Genomic DNA, 17,726 nt, shown 5'->3' on the forward strand with positions numbered 1-17,726 from the left:
GGGGCGTTCTCCGATCAGGACGTGACGACGATCTCGGCGACGTTCACGGCGCCGGCATTGGTGTGCAGCTCCGCGATGCGGTCCGAGGTCACGTAGATGTAGCGGTTGCCGAACAGCGGAACGGTCGGGAAGTCCTCGAGGATGCGCTCCTGCACGGCCGCGTAACCCGCGTAGGAGTCCTCGAGCGTCTCCGCCGCGTTGGCCGCACGGAGCAGCTCGTCGACGTCGGGACTGCTGTAGCCGCCCGCTCCGAAGTTGCCCTCACCCGTCGCGGTGAACACGGCAGTCAGCGTGTTCTGCTGGCTCGGATACAGTGCCCCCCACCGTGCGCGGAACGGACCCGCAGCCTGACCGTTCGCGACCATGTCGGTGAAGGCGGCGAAATCGGCGGACGGCGTGGCGACGACGCTCTCGATCCCGAGGTTCTGACGCAACTGGTTCGCGATCGCCTCGAACAGGTCCTCCTGGCCCCAGTTGGCGATGAAGTGCACCTGCAGTTCGCCGTCGAGACCGCCCGCTTCGGCGAGCAGTTCCTGTGCGGCCTCCGGATCGAATTCGCAGTAGTCGCCGCAGACACCGGCGGGGTCGCCGGGCATCGTGGGCGACGTGAGCGAGGTCGCGGGGATCTGTGAGCCGCCGAACACGGCGTCGTTGATGGCCTCCCGGTCGATCGCCATCGAGATCGCCTGGCGCACGCGGATGTCGGAGAAGCGCGGGTCCGTCAGGTCGAAGCCGAGGAAATCGACGCCCGGAGCGTCGAGTTCGTGGACGTGATCGCCGAAGTCGTTGCGCGCCTGAACCACCTGCGAACCGGCGATGGCGACGATGTCGATCTCGCCGGCCAGGGCATCGGTGTAGGCCGTCGCGGTGTCGAGGTACGGCACGAACGTGACCGCGTCGATGGTCGGATCCGCCCCGGCGTAGTCGTCGTACGCCACCGCTTCGATGGGTTCTGTCTCCGACCAGCCGTCGACGAGGCGGAACGGACCGTTGCCCACGGGGTCGGCCTCCCATGCTTCGAGATTCGCCAACGCGTCCGCGGGGAGGGGATAGAGGCCGGTCTGCCCGATCGTGAGCTGGAGCGGGTACTGGCGGTCGGGGGCGACGAGCTGGACCGTGAACGTGAGCTCATCGACCACCGTGAGACCGCTCATCTCGGTCGCCGTCGGTTCGCCGTCTGCGGGATTGAGGTCGCTGTAGCCGACGACATTCGCCAACTGGGCGCCGTTCACCCACGCATTGGGGCCGTAAGCGGCGTGGTTCCAAGTGTCGACGTAGTCCTGCGCGGTCACCGGCTCGCCGTCGTGGAAGGTCCAGCCGTCGCGGAGCGTGATGGTCCAGGTCTTCGCGTCCGCGGACTCCACGGACTCCGCAGCGACGTAGGAGATCTCACCGTCGTCGTCGATCGCCGTCAGGGGCGCGAACAGCGCCTCGAGGATCGCGTAGGAGCCGAACTGGTTGCCGGGGACCATCGAATCAGGTTCCTCGACCGCGAAGCGGATCGGGTCCTCCTCGGTCGTGTCGGGTGTCGTCGCTGCGCATCCCGTGAGTGTCAGAGCGGCCACCGCTGTCACGGCGGCCAGTCGAGCCTTGCTGTGCATAACTCCTCCTTGAGCCACACCAGAGGGAGATCCCTGAGCGTGCGGCGGCGGTGGGACCACGGGGTTCGCGGTCTTGTTCCCAGAACGCTAGGAGGATTCCGATTCAGGCGTCAATGAACTTTCAGTAATCACTGAAAGTTGTAATAGGAGTGAAACAGCGACGATTCGCGGACGCAACACCCGGGAGCCGCTGTTACACAACCGTGACGAAAGGGCGGATGCCCTGCCGACCGGCACGACATCCGCCCTTTCGCTGGCGTTGACGTCTCAGACGCGCAGCGCCTCGCCCAGCTTGACCCTGGCGCCCATCTTCAGCAGCGAGTTCTCGTAGATCTTCGCCGACAGCAGGGTGACGACCGCGCACGTGGCGACGAGCAGGGCGAGCGCGACGAGCGGCTCCCACCAGGCGGCCTCGCCGAAGAAGAGGCGGATCGGCATCGCCACGGGCGCCGAGAACGGCACGTACGACAGGATCGTCATCACTGTCTGGTTCTCGCCCAGGAACAGCACGAGGTAGAACGGCGCCATCACCAGCAGCATCATGGGCGTGTAGACCGAGCCCACGTCCTCCTGCCGCGACACGAGGGATCCCGCCGCCGCGAACATCGTCGCGATCAGCACGAAGCCGAACAGGAAGAACACCGCGAACCAGATCAGCGGCGCGCCGAAGCCCTGCAGCAGCTCGGTCTGCCCTGTCACGATCAGCCCCACCGCGGCCGCCACGACCAGCAGCAGGATCTGCGTGATCGCGAGCAGCGTGTTGCCGATGACCTTCCCCGCCAGCAGCACCCGTGCCGGGATCGCCGACAGCAGGATCTCGATGATGCGGGTCTGCTTCTCCTCCACGACGCTGGTCGCGATGGGCGAGCCGAAGCTCAGCGCGGCCATCATGAACACGATCCCGAAGATCATCCCCAGGGCGTAGCGCATGCCGAAGCTGGGCGCGTCCGGGTCCAGCAGCTCGACGGTCGGCGCGAGCGAGAACGCGGCCACGAGGGCGTCCGGCGGCGACTGGTTCGCGATGATCACCACGCCGGTCGGCGCACTCGAGTCCGCGATGACGGCGGCATCCACCTCGCCGTCCTCGACGAGTGCTGTCGCGGCCTCGCGTCCGCCGACCTCCGTGACCTCGAACGCGTGGCCGTCGGGGAGCATCGCCGCCGCCTCGCTCGTCGCGGCGATGGGGGTCGAGCTCGTCGAGTTCGACGCGATCCCCATCCAGATCACCCCGGCGAGGGCGACCAGGAGCAGGATGCCCGTGGAGATGAGGAACGCCTTGCTGCGCAGGCGCGTGGACAGCTCGCGCTCCGCGACGAGCCAGATGCCCTGCGCGGGCGACAGGGAGGGGTGTCCGTCCGTCGAACGGCGGATGTCGGTGGTGGTCATCGGACGGCCTCCTCGAGCTCGTCGGCGGCAGGCGCCGGCTGGATGACTTCCTTGAAGATCTGCGCGAGCGTGGGCTGCTGGGGCGCGAAGCGGTGGACGGCGCCGCCGTCGAGCGCACGCCGCAGCACGCGCTGAGCCGTCTCCGGAGCATCGACGTCGAACACCGCGCTGCCGCCGTCGAAGTCGATGACCGTCACGCCCGGCTCGCCCCGCAGCCATCCGGCGTCCCCGGAGGTCTCCAGTTCCCATCGTGGCGCGGAATGCTGACGGCGCAGCTCGTCGCGCGCACCCGACGCGCGGATCACGCCTCCGGCGATGATGACGAGGTCGTCGCAGAGGCGCTCGACGACGTCGAGCTGGTGAGAGGAGAACAGCACCGAGACGCCGCGCGCGGCGCGCTCGTGCAGCACGCCGGCCACCGTGTCGACCGCCAGCGGGTCCAGCCCCGAGAAGGGCTCGTCGAGGATGAGCACGTCCGGGTCGTGCACGAGGGATGCCGCGATCTGCGCCCGCTGCTGGTTGCCGAGCGACAGCGCCTCGATGTTGTCGCCCAGGCGCTCGCCGAGCCCGAGCTCCTCCAGCAGCGCGGTGGAGCGGTCCACGGCATCCGTCTTGGAGAAGCCGTGCAGACGCGCGAAGTACGCGACCTGCTCGAGCACCTTCATCTTCGGGTAGAGCCCGCGTTCCTCGGGCATGTAGCCGAAGTTGCGACGGATCTCGGGAGTCAGCTCGGCCCCGCCGAGTGTGACCGAGCCGCCGTCCGAGGCGAGCAGGCCCAGGATGATCCGCATCGTGGTGGTCTTGCCGGCGCCGTTTCCTCCCACGAAACCGGTGAGATGTCCGCCGGCCACGGGGAAGGTGATGTCGTCGAGCACGCGGCGGGTGCCGTAGCTCTTGGTGATGCCTGTCAGCTGCAGGGTTCCGGTTCGCATGCGACCACGTTACGAACCGTCGGGATGCCACGGCATCCCCCCTGCGGCGGACCCCGGTCCGCTGCGCGGCGGAATCCCGGCTCAGGCCGAGGTGCGACGGCGGTACGTGAGCACGAGGCGCACCACGAGGCCGGCGATCAGCGCCCAGAACGCCGCGCTGATCCCGGCGAGCGACAGTCCGGACGCGGCGATGAGGAACGTCACCACCGCGGGCATCCGCTCCGCCGGCTCGGCGACCGCCTGCTGCACGGCCGAGCCGAACGCGGCGAACAGCGCGAGCCCGGCCACCGCGGGGATCACGGCCGCCGGGGCCAGCAGCACCAGCGCGGCGAAGGCGGCCGAGCACGCGCCCAGGACGAGGTAGGCGCCGCCCGTCGAGACTCCCGCGACCCAGCGTCGGCGAGGGTCAGGATCGGCTTCCGGAGCTGCGGCCAGAGCCGCGCTGATCGCCGCGAGGTTGATGGCATGGCCGCCGGCGGGAGCACCGAGCGCGGTGCCGATGCCGGTGACGAACATCGCCGGTCGCCAGGGGACCTCGTAGCCGTAGCTGCGCATGATCGCGACGCCGGGCACGTTCTGCGACGCCATCGTCACGACGAACAGCGGAAGCGCGACCCCGATCAGTCCGCCGACCGTGAAGGTCGGGGCGGTGAGCTCGAGACTCGGGATCAGCAGCGCCGGAGCGACCGACGCGCCGGTGCGGAACAGGTCGACCGCGACGACGATCGCCGCCGCCGCGAAGGCCAGCGGCACGGCCCAGCGCGAAGCGAACCGCGCGCACACGAGCCAGGTCAGCACGACGGGCAGGACGCCCCACGGATTCTCGGCGATCCCCGTGATCGGCGCCAGGCACAGGGGCAGCAGGACGCCGGCCAGCATCGCCTGGGCGATGGATGACGGGATCCGTGCGATCAGCCGCCCGAATCCCGGCCAGAGCCCCGCGACGAGGATGAGGACCGCGACGACGAGGAAGGCGCCGACCGCGGTCGGCCAGCCTCCTTCGACGGCGCCCGTGGCGGCCAGCAGCGCGGCACCCGGGGTCGACCAGGCGGAGGTGATCGGCATCCGATACCGCCATGCCAGGACGATGCAGGCCAGTCCCATCGTGATGTTCAGCGCCAGCAATCCGCTCGCCGCCTGGGCGGTGGAGGCGCCGACGGCCGAGAGGCCGGTGAGCACGACCGCGAACGAACTCGTGAAGCCGACGAGAGCCGTCACGATCCCGGCCGTGATCGGACGCGAGATCGGCGCGGCGGGATCGGTCATGGATGCGAGGCTATCGCGGGCGTCCATCGTGCGTGCGCTCTACGCCAGCCCTCCGCGCAGCGCCAGCACGACGGCCTGCACGCGGTCGCGCGCGCCGAGCTTCTGCAGGATGCGCGACACGTGCGTCTTCACCGTCGCCTCGCCGATGTACAGGCGCGCGCCGATCTCGGCATTGCTCAGGGCATCGGCCATGAGCGCGAGCACCTCGGCCTCGCGGTCGGTGAACGGTTCGGCCGGCGTGATGCCCGCGACCGGAGGCGCGGCATCCGTGCGCTCGGCGGCGAATCGCGCCAGCACGCGGCGGGTGACCTCCGGGGCGAGCATCCCGTCGCCGGCGGCGAGGGCGCGTACGGCCGCGACGAGATCCTCGGGACCCGCGTTCTTCAGAAGGAACCCGCCGGCTCCGGCATCCAGTGCGGCGAAGAGGTAGTCGTCGCGATCGAACGTCGTGACGATCGCGATGGCGGCCTGCACGCCCGGGTCGGCCACGATGAGGCGCGTCGCCTCGATGCCGTCCATGTCCGGCATCTGCACGTCCATGCAGATCACGTCCGGACGCAGGGCGGATGCCGCGGCCACCGCCTCCGTGCCGGTCGCCGCTTCGCCCACGACCGTGATGTCGGGCTGCGCGTCCAGGATGGTCCGGAAGCCGGCGCGCAGCAGGGCGTGATCGTCGACGAGGAGGACGCGGATCGAGGCGCTCATACGACCGCTCCGGCCGCCGCCGGAACGAGCGGAACGGTGACCCGGACCCGCCATCCGCCGCGCTCCCGCGGCCCGGACTCGATGGTCCCTCCCGATGCGGCCGCGCGTTCGCGCATCCCGAGCTGCCCGAGACCGCCGCGCGTCGTCAGCACGCGATGACCGGTGTTGACGACCTCCAGCTCGACCGCGGTGTCCTCGTACCGCAGCCGCACGTCGGCGCGCGCGCCGGGGCCGGCGTGGCGCCGCACGTTCGTCAGCGACTCCTGAGCGATGCGGTAGAGGTTGACCGCCACGACGGACGGCACCGGCCGCGGATCCCCGACGACCTCGTAGACGGCGGGCACGCCGGCGTCCGTCGTGGCCGCGACGAGGTCGGCGATGTCAGACAGCTCCACGGTGGAGGCGGTGTCCGCGGCGTCCTCGTCCGAGGAGCGCAGCGTCTCGAGCAGGTTGCGCAGCTCGCTGATCGCTTCGCGCGCCGATTCCTCGATGCCGGCGAGCATCAGCTTCGCCTGTACGGGGTCGGCATCGATCACGGTGCGCGCCGCTCCCGCCTGCACACCCATGACGGAGACGTGGTGGGCGACGACGTCGTGCAGCTCGCGCGCGATGCGCACCCGGTCGAGCGCGACGGCCTGCGCCGCGGTCACCTCTCGCTCGCGTTCGAGGTCGGCCGTACGCTGCTCGAGCGTCGCGCGCTGCCTGGCCGCGTTCCATGCGCGCTCCCCGAAGTAGTACGCGCCGGCGAAGTAGAGCACGTTCAGGAGGATCTGCAGCATCATGAACGCGACGTACGGCGACATGGCGCCGGCGATGACCTCCTCCTCGCGTGCCGTGTCGATCGCGTCGCGGTACATCGTGATGAGGAGCCAGAGGAACATGCCGGCGATGATCGCCGCACGTACGACGAGCGCCGCTCGGCGGTTCGCCATCCAGGCGCCGACCGTGTAGAGCGCGATGAACATCGCGACGTTCCCGGCGTACAGCTCGGGGATGCGGAACGTGACGGCGAAGAAGTAGGCGATCGACACGATGACGGCGACGGGCGCGGGCCAGACGCGGCGGACGGCCAGGGGCGCGGCGATCACGAAGAGGTACAGGACCGCGTAGCCGAGCGGCGCCTGGTCGTCGCCGTAGATCTCGGAGATCGACGACAGCACGGCGCTGATGATGCCGGCGACGAAGACGACCCCGGCCATGACGAGGTCGGACCTGCGCTGCTGCAAGGTCAGAGGACGGGTGGGGGCGGGCATGCCTCCACGGTACGCAAGGGCGGATGCCGCGGCATCCGCCCTGGGGCGGACCGCCCGCGTGCTTGCTATTGACAAGCACAGTTGTTATTTGCAAGTATCGGTCTCGTCCGCATCGGACGACCTCATCAGACAAGGGAGTCAGCATGTCCACGAAGATCTTCGTCAACCTGCCCACCACCGACCTCGAGCGCAGCAAGGCGTTCTACACGGCCCTCGGATGCGACATCAATCCGCTGTTCACCGACGAGAACGCCGCCTGCATCGTGTGGAGCGACGACGTGTACTTCATGGTGCTCACGCGCGAGTACTTCGGCACGTTCACCGACAAGCAGGTCGTCGATCCGAAGAGTGCCGCTCAGGCGCTCGTCGCACTCAGCCGCGACTCCCGCGAGGCCGTCGACGGAGTGCTCACCGCCGGTCTCGCTGCCGGGGGGACCGAGCCGCGCGAGGCCCAGGACTACGGCTTCATGTACTCGCGCGATCTCGAGGACCCGGACGGCAACATCCTCGAGTTCCTGTACATGAGCGAAGAGGCCGCCGAGCAGGGGCCCGAGGCGTACATGGCGGAACAGGGCGCCGAGCCGGCCTGACATGGCGGCACGAAGCTACGGCCAGTACTGCGGTGTGACGACGGCCGTCGAGCTGATCGGGGAGAGGTGGGCTCTGCTCATCGTCCGCGATCTGCTCGTCGGCCCCCGTCGGTACACCGATCTCAAGCAGGGCCTGCCGCGCATCCCGACCAACATCCTCTCCACGCGGCTCAAAGAGCTGCAGGAGGGCGGCGTCGTGCGGCGCGTGCCGCTGATGAACTGCGGACTCGTCTACGAGCTGACGGCCTACGGGCGCTCGCTCGAGCCGATCCTGCTCGCCCTCGGGCGCTGGGGGTTCCAGGCCATGGGAGACCCCGATCCCGGTGACGTCGTCACGGGGGATTCGCTGACGATGGCGCTGCGCACGTCGTTCCAGCCGGAGACCGCCGTCGACACCGATTTCGAGCTGCACGTCGGCGACGTCGCCCTGCGGGTCGTCGTCACCGGCGGCGCGCTGTCCGTGAGCCGTCTGGCCCCGCCTGCCCCTCCCGTCGGCGGGCGCCTTCCGGAGGGAGATCCGGAGGCCGTCATCGTGGCCGGGCCGAGCATCCGCCGGCTGATCGCCGGAGACGTGACCCCGGCTGAAGCCCTCGCGCAGGATCTCGTCGCCGTGGTGCGCGGCGACGAGAGCGCCCTGGACGCGTTCGCCGCGACCTTCCACATCGCACCGCTCGTCATGTCCGATTCGCAGAGGAGCGCATCATGACCGGACGCATCATCATCGATCTGTTCACCACCCTGGACGGCGTCGCCCAGGCACCCGGCGGGCCGGAGGAGGACCCCTCCGACGGTTTCCCGTTCGGCGGCTGGCAGGCGCCGCTGCCGAGCGAAGCCGTCGGGCGCGGCGTCGAGGAGGGCATGCGCACGCTCGACGCGCTGCTGCTCGGTCGGCGCACCTACGACATCTTCGCCGGCTACTGGCCGCAACACACCACCGGCGAGGAGGGATGGATCGGGCAGCTCTTCGACCGGGTGCCGAAGTACGTCGCGTCGCGGGATGCCGGAATCCGGCTGGACTGGCCCGGGAGCACACGCATCGGGGACGACCTCGCCGCCGAGATCGCGGAGCTGCGCGAGCGGCATCGGGACGTGCACGTGATCGGCAGTGTCGACCTCGTGCAGACCCTGCTCGCCGAGAGGCTGTACGACGAACTGCAGCTGTGGGTGTACCCGGTGGTGCTCGGTCAGGGCAAGAAGGTGTTCCCCGACGGAGCAGCGCCGGCGAATCTGAGACTGCTGCACGCCGAGTCCGGCGACGGCGGGACGCTGCTGCTGCGCTACGCGCCGGTGCCGGGCGAGGTGCGCACCGGGACGATGGGGGAATAGTCCGAGATCTGCCTCTTTCCACGGCCGGCTGCTCGCCGCTACATTCAGATCACACGTTGCCGCGTGATCGGCACAGTGAGTCTGTCGGTCGGAATGCGGTGGCCGGAGAAGGACCGGATGCCGACACCATCGACCTCGCCGCCGGCGAGGTCGTCGAAGGGGTGGACATCCCGCTCGCGACGGACTGCGAACCGCCGGCTGTCACGCCGCGCCTCCAGGTGTCCGTCACCTCGGCGCGCCCAGGCGAGGTCATCGACGTGACCGGCGAGAACTTCCAGCCCGGCGAGACCGTGCGGCTGGAGTTGCACTCGACCCCGATGCCGCTCGGTCAGCTCACTGCGGACGCCGCGGGACGCATCGCCGGCTCTGTCACCATCCCGACGAACGTCCCTGCGGGAGCGCATCACGTCGTCGCGATCGGCGCCTCGTCCGCGTTCGAGGCGAGCGTAGCGCTGACCGTGATTCCCCTCCAGGGCGGCGCGGCACCGAACGGTGAGAGCGGCGACGCCGAGGCCGGCGCGGCGCTCGCGGCGACCGGCGCAGCGGCACCGACGATTCTGGTCGCGGTCGCTCTGGGTCTTCTGGTCCTCGGCGGATTCCTCACCCGACGGAGCGTGTTCTCCCGGCGCTGAGCACGCGCGCGGTGAGGCTCAGGCGAGCAGCCGGTCGATCACCTGCGCGACGCCGTCGGCGTCGTTGGATGCCGGGGCGACCTCGTCCGCGGCATCCCGGACCGCGGGCTCGGCGTGAGGCATCGCGACACCGCGGCCCGCCCAGCGCAGGAGCTCCAGGTCGTTGAGCGCGTCGCCGAAGGCGATCACCTCCGAGCTGTCGATGTCCAGGCGGGCGCACAGCTGAGCGACACCCGTCGCCTTCGTCACGCCCTCGGCCATGACCTCGACGAACGGAGCACCCGACAGAGTCGCCTCGAACCCGGTCAGCCCGAGGGCCTGCAGTGCCGCGAAGATCTCCGGGATGGGGACGGACGGATGCCGGATCACGAGCTTCAGGCTGGGAGCCGCGAGCACATCGGCCAACGGGACGCCGCCCATCGTGGCCGGATCGCGCTTGTGGTCGCTGAGCTGCGCGAGCGCGGCGTAGCCGTCCTGCGCGATGAAACCCTCCCCGCCGTCGCGCACGCTCGCGAACACGAGGTCGGGGATGACCGCGCCCAGGGCCTCGGCCAGCTCCTGCTGCACGGCAGCGGGGATCTCCTGCGCGAACAACTGCTCACCGGTCGTGAGATGCACGCCGTAGGCGCCGTTGCCGCACAGCGCCCAGTCGTCGAAACCCGCCCCGGCCGCGATCTGGCGCAACCCGATCGGCTGGCGCGCCGTCACAGGGACGGTCCGGATGCCGGCAGCGCGCGCGGTATCGAGAGCGGCGCGCGTCCGGGCCGAGACGGCGCCGTCCCCGGTCAGCAGCGTGCCGTCGAGATCGGTCGCGATGAGCCGGATCGCCACGTCGCTCACGCGAAGATCATCGGCAGATCGTCGTCCTCCGCGCCCGACCCGAAATCGAGGTCGACCACGACGGGAACGTGGTCACTGGGCTGCTCGCCCTTGCGCTCGTTGCGGTGGATCGACGCTCCGGTCACGGCGTCGGCCAGCGCGGGAGAACCGAGGACGAAGTCGATGCGGATGCCCTCGTTGCGCGGGAACTTCAGGCGCTGGTAGTCCCAGTAGGTGTACCCCTCGGGGATGAGGGGGCGCACGACGTCGGTCACGCCAGCCTCGGCCAGGGCGAAGAACGCCTGACGCTCCGGGGGAGACACGTGCGTCGAGACGCCCTCGACGATCGCGGGGTCACCGTTGTCGGCATCGAAGGGGATGATGTTGAAATCTCCGACGAGGGCGAGCGGGAGGCCCGGGTTCGCGGAGAGCTCTGCGGCGGTGGCGTTCTTGAGCTGCTCCAGCCAGTGCAACTTGTACAGGTAGTGGGGGTCGTTCAGACTGCGACCGTTCGGCACGTACAGACTCCACACCCGCACACCGTCGACCATCACGCCCAGCGCGCGAGCCTCCAGCGGGGCATCCGGTCCCTCGTGCCCCTTCGCGAATCCGGGCTGACCGGCGAACGACGTGCGCACATCGGACATCGGAAGACGGCTCGCGATCGCGACGCCGTTCCACTGATTGAAGCCGTGAACCTCGACCTGGTAGCCCGCCTCCTCGAACGGCGCGTACGGGAACTGCTCGGGCTTGCACTTGATCTCCTGCAGGGCGAGGACGTCGATGTCCTCCCGGACGGCGAACTCGACGGCGCGGGTGATTCGCGTGCGAATGGAGTTGATGTTCCATGTGGCCAAGCGCATGGGTCAAGCCTACGGGGCGGGTCGGACAGCGGGGGTGCTGGGGGCGGGGCGAGGGGCGGGGTCGAGGGTCGAGAGTCGAGGGCCGAGGGGCTCGTCTGCGGCATCGCGGGGTGGTGGCGGGCTGCGGGATGCTCGGGTCGTTCGCGGAGGGTCCCTCCCGGCTTCGCCGGGGCCCTCCCGATGCTCTCGACCCGAGCATCCCTCCGCCCTCCCGAGGAGGGAAGGCCACCTGCAACAACGAGGGAAGAGAGGGAGGAGAGGCAGCGTCGGCTACGCCGACGACTGCACCGGGGGAGGAGACGGGGTGTGGGCAGCGTCGGCTACGCCGACGACTGCGCTGGGGAAGGAGGCGCGGGGTGGGCAGCGTCGGCTACGCCGACGACTGCGGCGGGAAGGGGGAAGACATGGGGAAGGAAGGGAGGGGCAGCTTGGGCTACGGTGACGACTGCGCGGGGTCGGGGACGGGAGTGCGGGTCAGGGGACGGCGTTCCAGCGGGGGCGGGGAGGGGAGGCGTCGAACTCGACGAGGAGGGCTGCGGGGTCGGTGACGGGGAACATCGTGATGAGGCGTCGGCCGTCCGCGGGATGCTCCAGCGCGTAGGCCAGCGCGGAGGGCATCGGATGCCGATCCGCGATCGCGACGACCGCCACCGCGTCGCCGAGCGGCTGACTCCGCACGGGTGACTGCGTGAACAGCGTCTCGGCCGCGTCGGTCACCCGCGCGAGCAGCGTGCGGTCATCGGCCCAGGGGACGAACGCGTCCGGAGCCAGTCCGCAGGCCCGCGCGAGCGCGCCGTCGAGCCAGCGCTCGCGCTTCAGTCCGTACGGCGTGGGCGTGGTGGAGAGCAGATAGCCGTAGACATGCAGCACGCCGGCGTTGCCGACCGGCCAGCGCGCGTCCTGTCGCGCACGCTCGTGCAGCGCCTCGAAGAACGCGCGCGGCAGGACGGGTGCGCCGACGTTCTCGTCCACGACGGTCGAGCGTCCCCAGCGCGAGAAGCGTCCCGCCGCGGCATCCGCATCGATCGCGGGACCCAGCCAGTCGAACATCGAGAGCACGGCGGGAGCATCGTGCGCGGCGGCTGCGGCATCCAGGCGGTCGATCACGTCGACGAGCGTAGCGGCAGCCCGCGGCGCTCAGCACACGGCGCCGGACGGAGCGGCGATGCCGGAGTTCACGCGATGTTCACGCAGGATGGTCGTATCGTCCACAAACCGATGCAAGTATGGACGCATCGTCCGCAGCGGCGATGCGATCAGATCAGGAGACCCGTGACTGCCACCCTCATCCTCGACTTCGACGGAACCATCGCGCTGGGCGCCGGTCCGCTCGAGGCCTTCGCCCGCGCCGTGGCGAGCGCCGCCGACGATGACGCCTTCGCGGACCACGCGATGCTCGCGCTGGCCGCCTTCGAGCGGGGCGAGGGCGACGCCCGCGACGGATACGACGTGATCAGCTCGCTCGCCGGCGCCCAGGGCGTCACGGCGGAGACCCTCGAGTCGGCCTATCAGTCCTCGCGCGCCCTGCTCGGCTCCGAGCACGCGGCGATAGCGCCTCCGGCCGGGCTCGCCGACTTCCTGGCCCGCGTCCACCGTCATGCCCGCATCGTCCTGGCGACGAACGCGCCCGGTGCCGGCATCCGACCGGTGCTCGAAGGCTGGGGCGTTGCCGACCTCTTCGACGACCTGCACTTCACGGTCGGCAAGCCCGCAGGCCTCACCCCCATCCTCCGCGCGGCGATCGCCGACGGGCCGGTCCTGTCGGTCGGCGACATCTTCGAGTTCGATCTCGCTCCGGCCGCCGCGCTCGGTGCCGAGACGGCTCTCGTCGGCGCGACCGCCGAACGCTCCCCCGCCGCCGTCACGTTCCGCGCGCGCACTCTCGCCGACCTCTACAGCGACATCGAAGCCTGGGCCGCTCACGCGGCATCCGCCACCCCCGCACGCACCACCCACACCGAAAGGCACGACCCCCATGCGTAAGTCCCTGCTCACGACGGGCATCGCCGCAGTCGCCGTTCTCACTCTCGCCGGCTGCAGCAGCAGCTCGGCCGACGGCACGGCGGACGAGGCGGCCGAGTGGCCGTCGTCCATCACCCTGTCGCTGGTCCCGTCGGTCGAGGGTGAAGACCTCGCCCAGGCGCTGGACCCGCTCACCACGTATCTGTCCGACAACCTCGGCATCGAGGTCAAGGGCGTCGTCGCCTCCGACTACGCGGCGACGGTCGAGGCGCTGGGCACCGACCAGGCGCAGGTGATCATCACCGACGCCGGATCCCTCTACAACGCGACCGAGCGCTACGACGCCGAGCTGATCCTGCGCGACGTCCGCTTCGGCGCGACCTCTTACGCCTCCGTGGCCTACACGAACAACCCCGACAAGTACTGCGAGGACGAGCCCGTCCTGTCGACGTACGCCGCCAGCGGCATCGAACTGTCCTACTGCAACGGCATCGAGGAGGCCGCAGCGGACGCGACCGGATCCGGACCCGCCGGCATCGAGGCGCTCGCGGAGATCTCGGACGGCACGAAGGTGGCCCTCCAGGCCGCCACGTCCCCGGCCGGCTACCAGTATCCGGTCGTCGCGATGCGCGATCAGGGCGTCGACACGGATGCCGGCATCACGCAGGTCCCCGTCGAGGGGAACAACAACGCGGTCCTCGCCGTCTACAACGGTGACGCCGAGGTCAGCTTCGCGTACTGGGACGCCCGCACGACGGTGACCGAAGAGGCCCCCGACATCGCGGACAAGGTCGTCGCCTTCGCCTACACAGAGATGATCCCCAACGGCGGTGTCGCGGTCACCTCGACGCTTCCCGACGACCTCGTCGCCGAGCTCACCGAGCTCCTGGACGGCTACGCCGAGTCCTCGGATGCCGCGGCATCCGTCATGTTCGACCTCGTGGGCCTCTCCGACTGGACGAGCGAGACCGCCGAGGACGAGATCACCCGCTACGGCGAGATCCTCGCCGAATTCTCCAACTGACCCTTCTCACCTGAGAGATCCGGTGCATGCACACTGATCCGCAGCGCGCGGAGGCCGGGGCCCTGCTCCCGGCCTCCGCGTCGTGGTCGGTCCGTCTCGACGACGTCTCGGTCACCTATCCCAACGGCACCCGCGCCCTCAGCGGGGTCTCCCTCGACATCCCCGCAGGCGAGATGGTCTCGATCGTCGGGCTGTCCGGCTCGGGCAAGTCGACGCTCATCCGGACGATCAACGGCCTCGTGCCGGCGACCACGGGCACCGTGACCGTCGGCCCGCACACCGTCACGGGCATGCGCGGCCGGACCCTGCGCGAGATGCGCGGTCACATCGGCATGATCTTCCAGGGGTTCAACCTGGCCGATCGCGCGAACGTGTACCGCAACGTCCTCGTCGGGCGGTTCGCGCACACCCCGACCTGGCGGACGCTGCTCGGGCTGACCACGATCCAGGACCGTGAGCTCGCGCTGCGCGCCCTCGACTCGGTCGGCATGCTCGAGAAGGTCTGGAACCGCGCCGGGCAGCTCTCCGGCGGGCAGAAGCAGCGCGTGGCGATCGCGCGCGCCCTCACCCAGCAGCCCAGCGTCATGCTCGCCGACGAGCCGGTCGCGAGCCTCGACCCGCCGACGGCCCATGCGGTCATGCACGATCTCCGGCGCGTCAACGTCGAGGAGCATCTCACGGTGCTCGTCAACATCCACCTGATGGATCTCGCGCGGCAGTACACGACCCGCATGATCGGGCTGCGCGCCGGCGAGGTCGTCTACGACGGTCCGGCCGCGGCCGCCACGGACCACGACTTCGAGCAGATCTACGGCCGCCCCATCCAGCCGCGGGACGTGCTCGGCGCATGACGAACGCATCGCGGCCGCTCGCCGTTCCCCCGAAACCCACCTCCCGGCTGCGGACGACGCTCGTCGCCCTGGCTTTCGCGGCGTTCACGGTCGCCACCTGCATCCCGGCGATCGGCGGGATCGACCTGGACCTCGGCGCGCTCATCCGCAATTGGAGCAACGGCTCGGGGCTGCTGGCGCAGTTCCTCCAGCCGGACTTCTCGTTCCTGCCGCGCACGATCGGGCCCATGCTCGAGACGCTGCAGATGGCCGTGGTCGGGGCCGCCCTGGCCGCGGTGATCTCGGTTCCGCTGACGCTGTGGGCGGCCTCGCCGACGAACCCGAACACTCCGACGCGTGTGCTGGTGCGCACGATCATCAACGTGGTGCGCTCCGTTCCGGATCTCGTGTACGCCACGGTGCTCGTCGCGATGGTCGGCGTCGGCGCCCTCCCGGGTCTCATCACCCTGTTCCTGTTCGACCTCGGCATCATCGTCAAACTCGTCTCCGAGGCGATCGATTCGACGGACCTGCCCGTCATCGAGGCCGGGCGGGCCGCCGGCGGCTCTCAGACGCAGATCAATCGCAGAGGCGTGCTGCCGCAGACCTGGCCGCTCTTCGCCAACCAGTGGCTGTACACGCTCGAGCTCAACGTGCGCATCTCGGCGATCCTCGGCATCGTCGGCGCCGGTGGCATCGGTCGCCTTCTCGACGAACGGCGGGCCTTCTACGCCTATGACGACGTCGCCGTGATCGTCCTGGAGATCCTCGTCGTCGTCGTGCTCATCGAGATCTTCTCCAACTTCCTGCGGAGGCGGCTGGTATGACCATCGCGACCACGGCGCGCAGCATCGGACTCGATCTCCCGCGCCATCCCTCCCGCCTCGTCCCCACGGTCGTCGCCGTCCTCGTCGGAGCCGTCGTGCTGGTGGCGGCCGCCGGCCTCCCGATCCCGTGGGGAGATCTGGGGGCGCTCCCGGGACAGATCTGGCACTACCTCGTGCTCATGTTCGCCGACCCGAACTGGGACATGCTTCCGCAGGCGCTGTTCGAGACCTGGCGCTCGATCTCCATGGCGTGGATCGGGGCGATCGGATGCGTGATCGTGTCCATTCCGCTCGGCATGCTCGCGGCGCGCAACGTCGGGCCGGTCTGGCTGCGCCTGCCGCTGCGCGGGGTCTTCGCGGTGATCCGCGCGGTTCCCGAGGTGATCATCGCCCTGCTGCTGCTCACCGTCACCGGGCTCACGCCGTTCACCGGTGCGCTGGCGCTCGCGATCGCGGGAATCGGCACCCAGGCCAAGTGGGTGTACGAGACGGTGGAGTCGGTCCAGGAAGGGGCGTCCGAGGCCGTCCGCGCCGCGGGCGGCAGCACCGCCGAGGTGACCCGTTGGGCGCTCTGGCCCGCGGCCGCGCCCAGCCTGCTGTCGTTCGCCCTGTACCGCTTCGAGATCAACATCCGCACCTCGGCCGTCCTCGGCCTCGTGGGTGCGGGCGGCATCGGCAGCATGCTCGCGAACTACACGAACTTCCGGGAGTGGGATACGGTCGGGATGCTGCTCATCGTGGTGGTTCTCGCGACGATGCTCATGGATGCGGTCTCGGGCGCGATCCGCCGACGCATCATGCGCGGCCCCCGAGCGAGGGCGACCGCGACGAGACAGGAGCGCATCCATGTGGCCGGGACCCGCTGACGCACCCCCGACGACGCGCATCGCGATGCTCGCACCGTCGATGCAGCCCAGTGAGCGGCGCGTCGCGGAGGCGATCGCCACGGATGTCGACCTCGCGGTCGAGCGGACCGCCCAGGAGATCGCGGACGCGGTCGGGGTGGGACGCGCCACCGTGATCCGGACGGCGCAGACGCTCGGCTACGACGGATACCCGCAGCTGCGCGTCGCGCTTGCCAGGGAGCGGGCGACCGTCGCGCCGGCGCCGGACGACACAGCGGACGCCACGATGCTCGGGGCGCTGCGGGGAGCCGTGGACCGGTTCTCGGCGCGGCTCGCGCAGACCGTGTCCGCGATCACCGAGGAGGACCTGACGGCGTTCGTGGACGAGCTGGACGCGTCGACGCGGCTGCTCGTCGCGGCGAACGGGCTGTCGGCTCCGGTGGGCGCGGATCTCGCGATGCGCCTGACATCGGCGGGTCGGCCGGCCGAATATGTCGCGGACACGCTCGGACAGCAGATCACCGCTTCCCTGCTGGGGCCCGGCTCGGCCTGCCTCGTCGTGTCGGGATCGGGCGTGAACCGCGCCTCGATCGACGTCATGACGGCCGCACGGGAGAGCGGGGCTCGTGTCCTCGCCATCACGTCGTTCCCCCGTTCGCCGGTCGCCGAGATCGCGGACGTCGCCCTCGTCGTCGCGCCGATCAACGACTCGTTCCGCGACGAGCTGCTGCACACCTCCCGGGCCGCGCTGATGCTCGTCACGGAGTCGGTCGTCGGCCTCCTCGTCCGCAGGCGCGGAGACAGCGCCACCGCCGCGCAGGCCGCGACGCTCTCGGTGCTCGGGCACTCCCTGTCGGAGTAGCCC

At 70.1% G+C, this 17,726-nt stretch carries 19 protein-coding genes; 10 read left to right on the plus strand and 9 right to left on the minus strand.

Features of this window, described 5'->3' with window-relative positions:
* Positions 1–14: 14 nt before the first annotated feature.
* From AC3RXZ_RS12265 to AC3RXZ_RS12290, 6 genes are all read right to left on the minus strand, one after another.
* Positions 15–1,601 carry a peptide ABC transporter substrate-binding protein gene (locus tag AC3RXZ_RS12265; RefSeq protein ID WP_491494216.1) on the minus strand — a complete coding sequence of 529 codons (1,587 nt, stop codon included), beginning with the start codon at positions 1,599–1,601 and terminating at the stop codon, positions 15–17.
* Positions 1,602–1,868: 267 nt separating this feature from the next.
* Positions 1,869–2,987, minus strand: a complete 1,119-nt coding sequence (locus AC3RXZ_RS12270) for an ABC transporter permease (RefSeq protein WP_491494217.1) — start codon at positions 2,985–2,987, stop codon at positions 1,869–1,871.
* Positions 2,984–3,919: an ABC transporter ATP-binding protein gene (locus AC3RXZ_RS12275; protein WP_491494218.1), complete on the minus strand. Its 936-nt coding sequence runs from the start codon at positions 3,917–3,919 to the stop codon at positions 2,984–2,986. Before AC3RXZ_RS12275 ends, AC3RXZ_RS12270 begins: the two co-directional genes overlap by 4 nt.
* Before the next feature lie 81 nt (positions 3,920–4,000).
* The gene (locus AC3RXZ_RS12280; RefSeq protein ID WP_491494219.1) at positions 4,001–5,185 is read right to left on the minus strand and encodes a benzoate/H(+) symporter BenE family transporter; all 1,185 of its coding nucleotides are present in this window, start codon (positions 5,183–5,185) and stop codon (positions 4,001–4,003) included.
* 39 nt (positions 5,186–5,224) lie between these two features.
* Positions 5,225–5,890: a response regulator gene (locus AC3RXZ_RS12285; RefSeq protein ID WP_491494220.1), complete on the minus strand. Its 666-nt coding sequence runs from the start codon at positions 5,888–5,890 to the stop codon at positions 5,225–5,227.
* Positions 5,887–7,143, minus strand: a complete 1,257-nt coding sequence (locus AC3RXZ_RS12290; RefSeq protein WP_491494221.1) for a sensor histidine kinase — start codon at positions 7,141–7,143, stop codon at positions 5,887–5,889. Before AC3RXZ_RS12290 ends, AC3RXZ_RS12285 begins: the two co-directional genes overlap by 4 nt.
* Positions 7,144–7,286: 143 nt before the next feature.
* Between AC3RXZ_RS12290 and AC3RXZ_RS12295 the strand changes: the two genes are divergently transcribed.
* The 4 genes from AC3RXZ_RS12295 to AC3RXZ_RS12310 all read left to right on the plus strand — a co-directional run bounded on the left by AC3RXZ_RS12295 (position 7,287) and on the right by AC3RXZ_RS12310 (position 9,691).
* Complete coding sequence (locus AC3RXZ_RS12295; protein WP_491494222.1) at positions 7,287–7,733, plus strand: VOC family protein; 447 nt, start codon at positions 7,287–7,289, stop codon at positions 7,731–7,733.
* A 1-nt stretch (position 7,734) separates the two neighbouring features.
* The gene (locus tag AC3RXZ_RS12300) at positions 7,735–8,439 is read left to right on the plus strand and encodes a winged helix-turn-helix transcriptional regulator (RefSeq protein WP_491494223.1); all 705 of its coding nucleotides are present in this window, start codon (positions 7,735–7,737) and stop codon (positions 8,437–8,439) included.
* Positions 8,436–9,059, plus strand: coding sequence for a dihydrofolate reductase family protein (locus AC3RXZ_RS12305; protein WP_491494224.1), 624 nt, complete (start codon positions 8,436–8,438; stop codon positions 9,057–9,059). The genes AC3RXZ_RS12300 and AC3RXZ_RS12305 overlap by 4 nt, the downstream gene beginning before the upstream one ends.
* Before the next feature lie 98 nt (positions 9,060–9,157).
* Complete coding sequence (locus AC3RXZ_RS12310) at positions 9,158–9,691, plus strand: hypothetical protein (RefSeq protein WP_491494225.1); 534 nt, start codon at positions 9,158–9,160, stop codon at positions 9,689–9,691.
* A gap of 18 nt (positions 9,692–9,709) precedes the next feature.
* Here AC3RXZ_RS12310 and AC3RXZ_RS12315 read toward each other — a convergent pair whose 3' ends face one another.
* The 3 genes from AC3RXZ_RS12315 to AC3RXZ_RS12325 all read right to left on the minus strand — a co-directional run bounded on the left by AC3RXZ_RS12315 (position 9,710) and on the right by AC3RXZ_RS12325 (position 12,480).
* Positions 9,710–10,531, minus strand: coding sequence for an HAD family hydrolase (locus AC3RXZ_RS12315; protein ID WP_491494226.1), 822 nt, complete (start codon positions 10,529–10,531; stop codon positions 9,710–9,712).
* Positions 10,528–11,373 (minus strand): exodeoxyribonuclease III, encoded by an 846-nt coding sequence (locus AC3RXZ_RS12320; RefSeq protein ID WP_491494227.1) that lies wholly within the window; start codon positions 11,371–11,373, stop codon positions 10,528–10,530. The genes AC3RXZ_RS12315 and AC3RXZ_RS12320 overlap by 4 nt, the downstream gene beginning before the upstream one ends.
* A gap of 474 nt (positions 11,374–11,847) precedes the next feature.
* Complete coding sequence (locus tag AC3RXZ_RS12325) at positions 11,848–12,480, minus strand: amino acid deaminase (protein WP_243229309.1); 633 nt, start codon at positions 12,478–12,480, stop codon at positions 11,848–11,850.
* 165 nt (positions 12,481–12,645) lie between these two features.
* Between AC3RXZ_RS12325 and AC3RXZ_RS12330 the strand changes: the two genes are divergently transcribed.
* From AC3RXZ_RS12330 to AC3RXZ_RS12355, 6 genes are read left to right on the plus strand one after another with little or no spacing between them, the layout of a single operon-like run.
* Positions 12,646–13,356 (plus strand): HAD family hydrolase, encoded by a 711-nt coding sequence (locus AC3RXZ_RS12330; protein ID WP_491494228.1) that lies wholly within the window; start codon positions 12,646–12,648, stop codon positions 13,354–13,356.
* The gene (gene phnD, locus AC3RXZ_RS12335) at positions 13,349–14,359 is read left to right on the plus strand and encodes a phosphate/phosphite/phosphonate ABC transporter substrate-binding protein (protein WP_491494229.1); all 1,011 of its coding nucleotides are present in this window, start codon (positions 13,349–13,351) and stop codon (positions 14,357–14,359) included. The genes AC3RXZ_RS12330 and phnD overlap by 8 nt, the downstream gene beginning before the upstream one ends.
* A 26-nt stretch (positions 14,360–14,385) precedes the next feature.
* Complete coding sequence (gene phnC, locus AC3RXZ_RS12340) at positions 14,386–15,210, plus strand: phosphonate ABC transporter ATP-binding protein (RefSeq protein ID WP_491494230.1); 825 nt, start codon at positions 14,386–14,388, stop codon at positions 15,208–15,210.
* Complete coding sequence (phnE, locus tag AC3RXZ_RS12345) at positions 15,207–16,016, plus strand: phosphonate ABC transporter, permease protein PhnE (RefSeq protein WP_243229317.1); 810 nt, start codon at positions 15,207–15,209, stop codon at positions 16,014–16,016. Before phnC ends, phnE (AC3RXZ_RS12345) begins: the two co-directional genes overlap by 4 nt.
* Positions 16,013–16,882, plus strand: coding sequence for a phosphonate ABC transporter, permease protein PhnE (gene phnE, locus AC3RXZ_RS12350; RefSeq protein ID WP_243229319.1), 870 nt, complete (start codon positions 16,013–16,015; stop codon positions 16,880–16,882). Before phnE (AC3RXZ_RS12345) ends, phnE (AC3RXZ_RS12350) begins: the two co-directional genes overlap by 4 nt.
* Positions 16,863–17,723: a MurR/RpiR family transcriptional regulator gene (locus AC3RXZ_RS12355; RefSeq protein WP_243229320.1), complete on the plus strand. Its 861-nt coding sequence runs from the start codon at positions 16,863–16,865 to the stop codon at positions 17,721–17,723. Before phnE (AC3RXZ_RS12350) ends, AC3RXZ_RS12355 begins: the two co-directional genes overlap by 20 nt.
* Positions 17,724–17,726: the final 3 nt, after the last annotated feature.

It is taken from the genome of Microbacterium cucumeris (assembly GCF_058349845.2).

Coding starts and splice junctions, on each gene's coding strand:
- AC3RXZ_RS12265 (WP_491494216.1), bottom strand. CDS start 1,601: ATGCACAGCAAGGCTCGACTGGCCGCCGTGACAGCGGTGGCCGCTCTG.
- AC3RXZ_RS12270 (WP_491494217.1), bottom strand. CDS start 2,987: ATGACCACCACCGACATCCGCCGTTCGACGGACGGACACCCCTCCCTG.
- AC3RXZ_RS12275 (WP_491494218.1), bottom strand. CDS start 3,919: ATGCGAACCGGAACCCTGCAGCTGACAGGCATCACCAAGAGCTACGGC.
- AC3RXZ_RS12280 (WP_491494219.1), bottom strand. CDS start 5,185: ATGACCGATCCCGCCGCGCCGATCTCGCGTCCGATCACGGCCGGGATC.
- AC3RXZ_RS12285 (WP_491494220.1), bottom strand. CDS start 5,890: ATGAGCGCCTCGATCCGCGTCCTCCTCGTCGACGATCACGCCCTGCTG.
- AC3RXZ_RS12290 (WP_491494221.1), bottom strand. CDS start 7,143: ATGCCCGCCCCCACCCGTCCTCTGACCTTGCAGCAGCGCAGGTCCGAC.
- AC3RXZ_RS12295 (WP_491494222.1), top strand. CDS start 7,287: ATGTCCACGAAGATCTTCGTCAACCTGCCCACCACCGACCTCGAGCGC.
- AC3RXZ_RS12300 (WP_491494223.1), top strand. CDS start 7,735: ATGGCGGCACGAAGCTACGGCCAGTACTGCGGTGTGACGACGGCCGTC.
- AC3RXZ_RS12305 (WP_491494224.1), top strand. CDS start 8,436: ATGACCGGACGCATCATCATCGATCTGTTCACCACCCTGGACGGCGTC.
- AC3RXZ_RS12320 (WP_491494227.1), bottom strand. CDS start 11,373: ATGCGCTTGGCCACATGGAACATCAACTCCATTCGCACGCGAATCACC.
- phnD (WP_491494229.1), top strand. CDS start 13,349: ATGCGTAAGTCCCTGCTCACGACGGGCATCGCCGCAGTCGCCGTTCTC.
- phnC (WP_491494230.1), top strand. CDS start 14,386: ATGCACACTGATCCGCAGCGCGCGGAGGCCGGGGCCCTGCTCCCGGCC.
- phnE (WP_243229317.1), top strand. CDS start 15,207: ATGACGAACGCATCGCGGCCGCTCGCCGTTCCCCCGAAACCCACCTCC.
- phnE (WP_243229319.1), top strand. CDS start 16,013: ATGACCATCGCGACCACGGCGCGCAGCATCGGACTCGATCTCCCGCGC.
- AC3RXZ_RS12355 (WP_243229320.1), top strand. CDS start 16,863: ATGTGGCCGGGACCCGCTGACGCACCCCCGACGACGCGCATCGCGATG.